Source organism: Lacticaseibacillus zeae DSM 20178 = KCTC 3804 (assembly GCF_000260435.1).
Classification (GTDB): Bacteria; Bacillota; Bacilli; order Lactobacillales; family Lactobacillaceae; genus Lacticaseibacillus; species Lacticaseibacillus zeae.
Window position 1 is genome coordinate 1 of the sequence record NZ_BACQ01000011.1, and the last position, 10310, is coordinate 10310.

General features: G+C 46.7%; 6 protein-coding genes and 1 pseudogene. All 7 read right to left on the bottom strand.

Annotated elements, in window-relative coordinates; translation table 11 throughout:
- Positions 1-230 (bottom strand): annotated as a pseudogene (locus GSO_RS15400) (tyrosine recombinase XerS); the annotation flags it as partial.
- Positions 231-1276: 1046 nt separating this feature from the next.
- Entirely contained in the window at positions 1277-2209 is a 933-nt protein-coding gene (locus tag GSO_RS01970) for a manganese-dependent inorganic pyrophosphatase (protein ID WP_010488352.1), read from the bottom strand.
- 28 nt (positions 2210-2237) lie between these two features.
- Positions 2238-3206, bottom strand: coding sequence for a LysR family transcriptional regulator (locus GSO_RS01975; protein ID WP_010488353.1), 969 nt, complete (start codon positions 3204-3206; stop codon positions 2238-2240).
- 120 nt (positions 3207-3326) lie between these two features.
- Positions 3327-4178 carry a pyruvate formate-lyase-activating protein gene (pflA, locus tag GSO_RS01980; protein WP_010488354.1) on the bottom strand — a complete coding sequence of 284 codons (852 nt, stop codon included), beginning with the start codon at positions 4176-4178 and terminating at the stop codon, positions 3327-3329.
- 138 nt (positions 4179-4316) lie between these two features.
- Positions 4317-6578 carry a formate C-acetyltransferase gene (gene pflB / locus GSO_RS01985; protein WP_010488355.1) on the bottom strand — a complete coding sequence of 754 codons (2262 nt, stop codon included), beginning with the start codon at positions 6576-6578 and terminating at the stop codon, positions 4317-4319.
- A 252-nt stretch (positions 6579-6830) separates the two neighbouring features.
- Positions 6831-9272 (bottom strand): DNA topoisomerase IV subunit A, encoded by a 2442-nt coding sequence (gene parC / locus GSO_RS01990; protein ID WP_010488356.1) that lies wholly within the window; start codon positions 9270-9272, stop codon positions 6831-6833.
- Between the two features lie 6 nt (positions 9273-9278).
- A partial coding sequence (locus tag GSO_RS15405; protein WP_044112467.1) for a toprim domain-containing protein occupies positions 9279-10310 on the bottom strand: 1032 nt, incomplete at its 5' end.

Below are 10310 nucleotides of genomic sequence, written 5' to 3' on the forward strand. Positions count from 1 at the left end.
CGTAAAGAAAGGTGCTCCAGCGTTTCTAATGGCACTGATTGCGGAGAAGAAACGGACGTCACGCCGCTAGCGATCAGCCAATCAAGAAACTCCTGATAAAAATGCAGATACTGGTAAAGGGTAGAGTCAGCAATCGGAATCGCTTTTTGGCTATGGTAGTAGTCCTGAATGTAGTCAGGCAAAGATGGCAGCATAGCATGAATCAATTTGGGATAATTCTGAGTCGACAAACAGCATCACCTCGAACATATGTTTTCTTCTAGATAATGCTAGTATACCCGAAAAAAGAGGCTGATGCCGAGGAAGATGAGCGACTTAACCGCGATTTAACGCAGATTTTATCGACAATGTGCCGTGCGACTGTATTGAATAAAGTTCTAGCTTTATCCAAAGGTAAACGGCAAAGCCTAGTTAAGGTTGGCAAATTCCGTTAATTCTTAAACGTGTTTATGATCTGAATTAATGTATGAAAACTCGCTCGCACCACCGAACTTTGAAATTCGCCGCTTGCAACACTGAACGCTGTTTGCTACTGGAAAAATTCAGTTGGTGGTTGTTATTCGATTACATTTTGCCCAAGTTTCAGCAATTCATCATGAATCAGCAATCAGCCAAAATCTGCGGCCATCACAAAAATGGTAATAATGCAACAATTGATTGATTTTTGCCAGTCTGAGCAAATTTACTGATAATCCGATGAATGCCCGTTCAAGCCAAAACATCTGCATAGAGTTCGCTGATCAGTCATCGTACATAAAGTTTGCGAAAAATTCTTAACCTCGAATCAGACCGCTGCTTTTGGGCCAATCTCGTTGCTGTTAAAAAAATTCCGATATCCACGAGTGGGGGAGTGTGCTAGTAAAACTTTACTGCCACGGCAAAATACAGCGAAAAGTGCCGTTCTCTGATTCCTCATTCTAGTTTACATAATATATATTATACGAAGTAGTTTACAGGTCGTTGATTTCGTAGATTTTCCAGGAAGTTCACTCAAATTACGCAAATCTAGCTCTCGTGTGCTCATTGAACCGATCAGTTAAACGTTGCGTAAATTTCCGTCACTCATACAGTCAATCAAGTCTACATCAAATCTTAACTCACAAAAATTTGCTAACCACGCATGCTCATCATCGTCAGGACATCTGCTTTCAATCGAATGAATCCGCTTTAGTTTAGCTTAAGTGCTCTGCCATCTTGCCAACTTAAACAACACAAAAAAATCGCAGCCAAGATGTTCAGCTGCGATTTAATTAACTATATTCGTAAAACGAGCAGATTAACCTTCAAATACTTTTTGCATCGGTGGTACGACTTGCTTTTTACGTGAAACCACTCCAGGCAATGCCAAACGAGCGTTCGTATCAAACTTTTCGTTAAACGCTGCCGCGACTTTATCGCGATCCGCACCAACAGCAAAGCCGGTTGAGTTGCTGTTCAAAATATCCGTTGCGATCAGCAAGAAGTCGTCATAACCTTGTGCCTGTGCTTCCTTGATCATGGCGTTCAACAGATCATCTTGACGCGCATAGATGTCATCCAAGTCAACGGTATTGACCTGGCCGATCCGGATCGACTTGCCACCCATTGTGAAGCTCTTGGCGTCGCCCTCAATAATATCCATATCAGACTTAGCAGCCAAATTGGTTCCAGCCTTCAGCATAGCTAAGCCGTACGATTGCAAATCAATCCCGGCAATTTTAGCCATTTCAGGAAGAATCTTTTTGTCCTTGTCCGTGGCAGTCGGCGATTTCAGCAACAATGTGTCGGAAATCAACCCCGATGCCATCAAGCCAGCCAGTGTTGGCGAGATCGTGTAGCCGTGTTCCTGAAATAGTTCGAAGATCACGGTGTTCGTGCTGCCAACCGGTTCTGCGCGATAGAATAGCGGTGCAGCAGTGTGAAAGTTCGCAATCCGGTGATGATCAACCACTGACGCAATCTGCACGTCCTCGATATCAGCAACACTCTGTTGAAATTCGTTATGGTCCACCAACATCACAGTGTCAGTTTCATTTGCTGCAGTTTTAATGACCCGCGGTGCTTGAACCTTGAAATGATCCAAAACAAACTTGGTCTCGTCATTTGGTTCACCGAGTGCTACTGCTTCAACATCTGTGTTGCCCGCCTGCTTTTGAAACTCGGCCCAGCTCATGGCACTGGTAATCGCATCCGTATCTGGGTTTTGATGTCCAAAAATCAAAGTCGTCATATTAATCGATCGCTCCTCAGCTCAATATTTACCTTTCAATCTTACCACTGTTTTCGCCGACCCGCGACAGATAATCTTTTTCTGCCAGATAGGCGTCAAACGTCTTAAAGAAGTTGGCAATCCGCGGAATATCAGCCTTTTCTTTTCGATAAACGAACGAGGTCTCAAAGCGAATGGCCGGTTCGAATGAAACAGCATGGGCTTTGATTTGATCAGCGTGGGCCGTCACAAAACTCGTCGGCAAGGCAGTATTCACGCCGGTGTGATTAACAAACTGCGTAAGTTGATATGGCGTGGTAAAGTGCGCAACTACATGCGGAAAATCAACCATCTGATTCTTGTAGGCTTCGTGAAGCATCTGCCCCAGGAAATAATCATCCGGATAAGTAACCCATGGTTCAGCAAGCGTATCTTTAAAATGAAGGCGCTTACGGTTTGCCAACGAATCGTCATGATGTAAAAACAGCAATTGCTCATCAAGAATTTTCTTGCTGGCGTATGGTTTCCAGTTCTTGATCGTCTCATCAGGCAGATTCATAATCGCCAAGTCAACCTGATTGTTTTCTAATGCTTCCCAAATTTCGTGACGGGTCATCATCCGCAAAGTGATTTCAACTTCGGGATTCAAATCATAGTAATGCGCAATGAAGGCGTTAAAGGCGCTGTCTTCAATCGAACTCAACAAGCCAATGTTAATCTTACCCACAGTTGCGCTGGTACTTTGCTGAATCTCGTCAGTCGTCTGGTTCAGGATCTCATAGATCTCGTGGGTTGCCTTCAACATTGTCTGACCGGCATCCGACAAATGCAGTTTCTTCCCAACAGAGTAGAACAGCGGCGCCCCCACTGTCCGCTCCAGCTTCTTGATTTGCTGCGTCAATGCAGGTTGGGTAATGCCCAACAGCTGAGCGGACTGGGTGTAGTTCATTGTTTCTGCAAGTTGCAGAAAATACGTGAGAGTCTTCGAGGAGAAAATGCGCTCTTGCTTCGTTTTCATGGGGCGGCTTCCCTTTCATTTATAAATTTATAATACTGATCATTTATCATCATAAGTGGCATTTAAAAAAACGCAACAGATTTGCCGCGTTTTTAATCGTTACGTTAAGTTCTAACTAAACTACGCCTTGGTAGCCGGACGCGGACGCCAATTTTGCCAGCCAGTGTAATCTTGGACATGCAACAGATTTTCCGCATTCTTAACCCGATCTGCTGATGGTGGTTCGATGCCTTCCAGTGGATAGGTAATGCCAAGTTCATGGTATTTTTTGACCCCCAGCGTGTGATAAGGAAGGATCTCGACTTTTTGAACCACATTCTTGTCTAAAGTTGCGATGTAGTCCCCTAACCGTTTAAGGTAAGGATCAAAATCGGTACGTTGTGGTACCAACACGTGCCGGATCCACATATCATCACCGTGATCAGACATATATTGAACCATATCCAAAATATTTTCGTTCGGGAATCCCGTTAATTTCTTGTGCTCAGCGGAATCAATATGCTTAATATCCACCAATGAAATATCCGTGACCGCCATAAGCTTCTCAAACTGACCAAACCACGGCTGATCGCGCGTGAATGGCCCACCCGAAGTATCAAGACAAGTTGAAATACCAAGCTCCTTGGCTTTAGTAAAGAGTTCCAGGATAAAGTCGATTTGCACCAGACTTTCCCCGCCGCTGCAGGTAATCCCGCCTTGTTCGCCCCAGAAAGCCTTATAGCGCTGTGCATCCGCCAAAATCTGATCAGCTGTCATTTCCTCACCGACGCCGATATTCCAAGTATCAGGATTGTGGCAGTATTGACAACGCATGCGACACCCCTGCATGAAGACGACAAAACGAATCCCGGGTCCATCGACTGAGCCGAAGCTTTCGACTGAGTGAACGTAACCCTTAATTGGGCCTTCATGATCCTGCCCGACCTGTTCCAAAATATTTAACGGGCTTTGCGATTGATCGATAAGTTTCATCTTTGCCGCCTCCACTGCTAGTATGCTGATAGTTTTCAAACGATTTTCATTTCAGTTTGTCAAAAAACGGCAACAGCAACGTTGCCGTCTTTTGACAAAACAGGAATGATTTCCTGTTTTGATGTTGAGTTGACTGGATTACATTTCGTCGAAGAATGTCCGTGCGATAACGTCATCTTGCTGTTCCTTCGTCAAGTCTGCGAAGTATACGCAATAGCCTGAAACCCGGACAGTTAAGGTTGGGTATTCTTCTGGGTGCTTCTGTGCATCGATTAACGTTTCCTTGTTGAAGACGTTGATGTTCAGATGCATGCCGCTGTTCTCCATATACCCGTCGACCATGTGAACCAAGGTGTCCTTACGGGTTTCATCATCATGTCCCAGGGTATTTGGTGTAACCCCGAACGTGTTGCTGATACCGTCAGTTGCGTAGTGATACGGAATCTTAGCGGTGGACATCAAGGAAGCCAAAGCACCGTTCTTTTCTGCGCCGTATGCCGGGTTGGCACCTGGTGAGAATGGTTCGCCTTTCTGACGGCCGTTTGGTGTTGTCCCGGTGTTCTTACCATAAACCACGTTGGAGGTGATGGTCAGAACACTGGTACTCAACTTGGCACCGCGATACAGATGATGGGTGTTCATCTTATTGTAGAAGGTCTTCACCAACCACTTAGCGATGTTGTCGGCCCGATCGTCATTGTTACCATAACGCGGATAGTCGTCGTTGTCAGCAACAAAGTCAACCGCAATACCATTTTCATCGCGAATCACTTTAACATGACCGTACTTGATCGCACTGATAGAGTCAACCGCATGCGACAACCCGGAAATACCGGTTGCAAACGTCCGGTTCAGCCGGGTGTCCTTCAATGCCAACTGTGCTGCTTCGTAGTAATACTTGTCATGCATGTAGTGAATGACATTCAGCGCATTGACATAAACGTCAGCTAACCAGTCCATCATCTTGTCGAACTTCTTCATGAATTCGTCGTAATCGATGTAATCACTGGTGATTGGTTCATATTCAGGACCCACTTGTGCTTCCTGGATTTCGTCTTTCCCACCATTGATGGCATATAAGACGGTCTTTGCCAGGTTTGCCCGAGCGCCAAAGTACTGAACGCCGTCAGCGATCGGCTGTGCGGATACACAGCAGGCAATGCCATAATAGTCCGTGCCCCATTCGTTACGCATCAGATCATCATTTTCGTATTGAATGGTTGAACTTTGGATGGAGACTTCAGTTGCGTAGCGCTTGAAGCCTTCTGGCAAGCGTTCGCTCCACAATAACGTAATGTTTGGTTCCGGTGCTGCACCCATGTTGTCTAAGGTCTTCAGGAACCGGAAAGCGGTCTTGGTGACATGATGCCGACCATCATTACCCATACCGGCCAAGGACAGGGTTGCCCAGATCGGATCGCCGGAGAAGAGTGAATTATATTCTTCAGTCCGGATGAACCGAACCATCCGTAATTTCATAACCAAATGATCGATCAGTTCTTGAGCTTGCTCTTCGTTTAACTTGCCGAGACGCATATCCCGCTGAATGTAAGCATCGATAACCGTATCGATCCGGCCAACAGACATCGCCGCACCATTTTGCGTCTTAACAGCTGCCAAATAGCCAAAGTAGATCCATTGAACGGCTTCTTGAGCGTTTGCAGCTGGCCGGGAAATGTCATAACCATATTCTTTGGCCATTTTCTTCATATCGTTCAACGCACGATATTGTTCGTTGATTTCTTCGCGCAGTTTGATGACATCATCGGTCATTTCACCGTCACCAGTCAGGTTATAATCGTTAACCTTTTCTTCCATCAACCGATCGATACCATAGATGGCAATCCGTGGAAAGTCTGAGACGATTCGACCACGGCCATATGCATCAGGTAACCCAGTAACGATCTTGTAGTGACGAGCCTTGCGCATTTCCGGTGTATAAGCATCAAAGACGCCTTGGTTATGGGTTTTACGATATTCAGTGAAAATTTTGTGTTCTGCAGGATCAGTTTCGAAGCCATAAGCTTTCAAAGCATCTTCCGCCATCCGAATGCCACCAAATGGCATAAAAGCACGTTTGAATGGCTTGTCGGTTTGAACACCGACAATCTTTTCAAGGTCTTTGTTGAGATAGCCAGGGCCATGTGACGTAATGGTTGATGGAATGTTGTTGTCTGCATCCAAAACGCCGCCATTGGCACGTTCTTGCTTCTTCAAGTTCAGAACCTGGTTGTTCAAAACAGTTGTTGCTTCAGTGGGGCCAGCAAGGAAACTCTCGTCCCCATCATATTGGTTCAGGTTATGCTCGATAAAATCGCGCACATTGATTTCTTCTTGCCAGTCACCGCCGTTAAAGCCTTCCCAATAATTAGGAACTTTGGTTTCGTCAAGCTGTTTCATAGGTGTTTGCCTCCTAAAGTGAATTACAGATGTGACAGTTCTTACAAACTCAGTATAACACGGTGCGGGATCTATGCAAGCGTTTTATTGCCTATATAACAGGGGTTCTTTTGTTTTTTTAGTGTATTTGGTTGTTTCATAAAAATTGCTTAAAGGCTAATTTGATAAATTGTGCACAATCATTCTGTACTAGAATGAGAAAAAAAGCCGCTTCTGTAATAGTACAGAAGCGGCTATCCTATAATTTCTTGTTTAGTCCTTTTCCGGAATCTCTTCGCGTGTACGGACAAAGACAGGTTTTCCTTGAACATCTGTGTCGATGACGAATGACCCATTGGAGTAACGATCACCGGTTGGGTGTTGGCTCGGTGTCAGCGTGACAACTTTGTCAGCATCGGTCAACACGTCCAAACGGGTATCCTCATCCACTGCCATCATGGCGACGATACGATGCGGATCACGCTTAAGCTCGCGCAAGACCAGCAGACCGCGTCGAGCCCGACTCATTTCGCCGACTTCACTTAATGCCATCCGTTTGAACGCACCGCGTTGGGTCAGAATCCCAACGACCGCGCTTTGCGGATTCTTAACCAGAATAAAATTGACGACCTCGTCATCCGGTTTTAGATCCATACTTTTAACGCCGGTTGCTCGCGCGCCAACGGTCGAAACATCGGCTAACGGGAACGTTAATCCGTATGCATGGTGACTGACAACAAAAACATCCTGTGACTGATCAGTGGTGAAATAAGCATTCGTAACTACCGCACCAGCCGTCTTAAGCTTCATGGCCAGCATCGGTTTACGTTTATAGGTCCGTTGTGGTTGTAAATCACTCAGCGCTGTTTGCTTAATATAGCCATCACTAGAACCAAGAACAAAACTACCGGCAATATCCAGCTGATCAAAGGCAAAGACTGCCAATACCTTTTCATCGGTGCCCAGTCCGACCGTCTGGCTTAAGTGCTCGCCAGTATCTTTCCAGCGGGCATCACTGATTTCGTAAACTGGCCGATAAATGATGTTCCCAGCATTCGTCACAATATAAAGGTGTTGCAAGGTTCGCAGTTCACCGGTGAAGATAGCCAAATCGTTTGCCTTGAGTCCGTTATCTTCAGGGTCAACGGCCTGGTAACTACGCAACGAACTACGCTTGACGTATCCATCCCGTGATACTTGAACCATAACTGGCTCATCGGCAACCGTTACCGTCGTTGCAACTTCAAGCGTTTCAATTTTAGCCTGGATGCTGCTACGGCGATCATCCCCGTATTCCTTGGCAATCCGCTTGAGTTCCTGCTCGATGACCCGGTCACGCGCGGCTGGCCGCGCCAGAATATCCTGATAACCAGCGATGGCCTTAGCCAGCTGCGCAGCTTCGTTTTGCAAGGCAGTAATATCGGTATTGGTCAGGCGATACAGCTGCAAGGACACGATAGCTTCTGCTTGCGCTTCGGAAAAGTCAAACTGCTTAACCAGATTACGCTTGGCATCGCCTTTATCCTTAGAAGCACGAATAGCCGCGATCACCTGATCCAAAATCGACAGCATCTTGATCAGGCCTTCAACAATATGCTGCCGCGCCTCTGCCTTGTTCAATTCATAACGCGTACGACGCGTGACCACATCCCGCCGATGGGCAATATAAGCCTCCAGCATTGGTTTAAGTCCCAGCAGTTTTGGCTGCATATCGGCAATGGCGACCATATTAAAGTTGTAAGTGATCTGCAGGTCAGTATTCTTGAACAGATAATTCAAAATACCCTGTGCGTCGGCTTCTTTCTTCAGCTCAATGACAACACTTAAACCGAAACGGTCACTTTCATCCCGAACTTCCGCGATGCCATCGACTTTCTTATTAAGGCGCAGTTCGTCGATTTTTTTGATCATTAAGGCTTTATTGACATCGTACGGGATCTCGGTGACAACAATCTTTTCCCGTCCGCCACGCATGGTTTCGATATGCGTACGTGAACGTACCACAATCTTGCCGCGTCCGGTTTCGTATGCCTGTTTGATGCCATCAAGCCCTTGAATGATCCCACCGGTCGGAAAATCGGGACCCTTTACATATTGCATCAAGTCATTTAAGTCAGCTTGCGGGTGCTTTAACAAGTACAAAATGGCATCGACCACTTCGCGTAAGTTATGCGGCGGAATCTCAGTCGCATAACCAGCGGAAATACCGGTGGCCCCGTTGACTAGCAAATTAGGAAATCCAGCCGGTAGGACAGTTGGCTCCTGCGCAGTGTCATCGAAATTGAGAACCATGTCCACGGTCTCTTTGTCGATATCAGCCAGCATTTCCTTACTGATCTTGCTCAGACGCGCTTCCGTGTACCGCATTGCGGCAGGCGGATCCCCGTCCATCGATCCGTTGTTGCCGTGCATTTGAATCAAAGGCGCCCGCAACTTCCAATCCTGGCTGAGCCGGACCATCGCTTCATAAATCGAACTATCACCATGTGGATGATAGTTACCCATAACATTACCGACACTTTTAGCCGATTTACGAAAACCTTTGTCGTAAGTGTTGCCATCCTGATTCATCGCAAACAAAATTCGGCGCTGAACCGGCTTTAGCCCGTCACGGACATCCGGCAATGCCCGTTCTTGAATGATGTATTTCGAGTACCGGCCAAACCGGTCGCCCATGACCTCTTCTAAGGTCAACTCCTGAATCTGATTGGCCAATGGCTTTTACTTTCCTTTCTTGTCTAACTGTTTAACGATTTGCTTGGCACCAAACTGCAACTTCTCGTGGTTGGCTGTCGGTGTCTCCAAAATACTACCGTCGTCATCCATGTCAAACTTAACATGATGTTCAATCCATTCACGCCGCGGTTCGACGCGATCGCCCATCAAAGTCGTGACGCGCCGTTCGGCTAACTGAGCATCGTCAATCCGCACCCGAATCAACGTGCGTGTCTCCGGATTCATAGTGGTTTCCCACAACTGGTCGGCGTTCATTTCTCCAAGCCCTTTGAAACGGGTCAGCGTATAGCCCTTCCCCATGGCCTTGGTTTCCTTAGCCAGCTCTTCATCGGTCCAGGCATAGCTGATCTTGGTCTTGGCGCCAGCACCTTTTTGCAGGCGATACAACGGTGGCAATGCAATATAAACCCGTCCGGCATCAATCAGCGGCCGCATGTACCGATAAAAGAATGTCAGCAACAGAATCTGAATATGCGCGCCATCGGTATCCGCATCGGTCATGATGATGATCTTATTGTAATTAGCTTGCTGAATATCAAAATCCGCGCCGACACCGGCACCGATTGTGTAAATCATCGTATTGATTTCTTCGTTCTTAACAATATCTTGCAGCTTGGCCTTTTGTGTATTCAGGACTTTCCCACGCAACGGTAAAATCGCCTGGAACTTACGATCCCGCCCTTGCTTGGCAGAGCCGCCAGCCGAATCCCCTTCGACTAGGTAAAGTTCATTGCGTTTAGGATTCTTGGTCTGTGCCGGCGTTAACTTCCCGGAAAGCAGACCCTGATCTTTTTTCCGTTTACGGCCGGTCCGACTGTCATCACGCGCCTTACGTGCTGCTTCGCGGGCATCCCTAGCCTTAATCGCCTTACGTACGAGTTCCTGGGACTCTTCCCCATTTTCCATCAAAAACGTGGAAAGATTTTCGTAAACAATACCGTCGACAACTGTACGAGCTTGCGGGGTACCCAGTTTGCCTTTTGTCTGGCCTTCAAACTGCAGGATTTCTTCAGGAAT

Bases quoted from the DNA above. Each gene is read 5' to 3' on its own strand.
- GSO_RS01970 (WP_010488352.1), bottom strand. From the start codon at position 2,209: ATGACGACTTTGATTTTTGGACATCAAAACCCAGATACGGATGCGATT.
- GSO_RS01975 (WP_010488353.1), bottom strand. From the start codon at position 3,206: ATGAAAACGAAGCAAGAGCGCATTTTCTCCTCGAAGACTCTCACGTAT.
- pflB (WP_010488355.1), bottom strand. From the start codon at position 6,578: ATGAAACAGCTTGACGAAACCAAAGTTCCTAATTATTGGGAAGGCTTT.
- pflA (WP_010488354.1), bottom strand. From the start codon at position 4,178: ATGAAACTTATCGATCAATCGCAAAGCCCGTTAAATATTTTGGAACAG.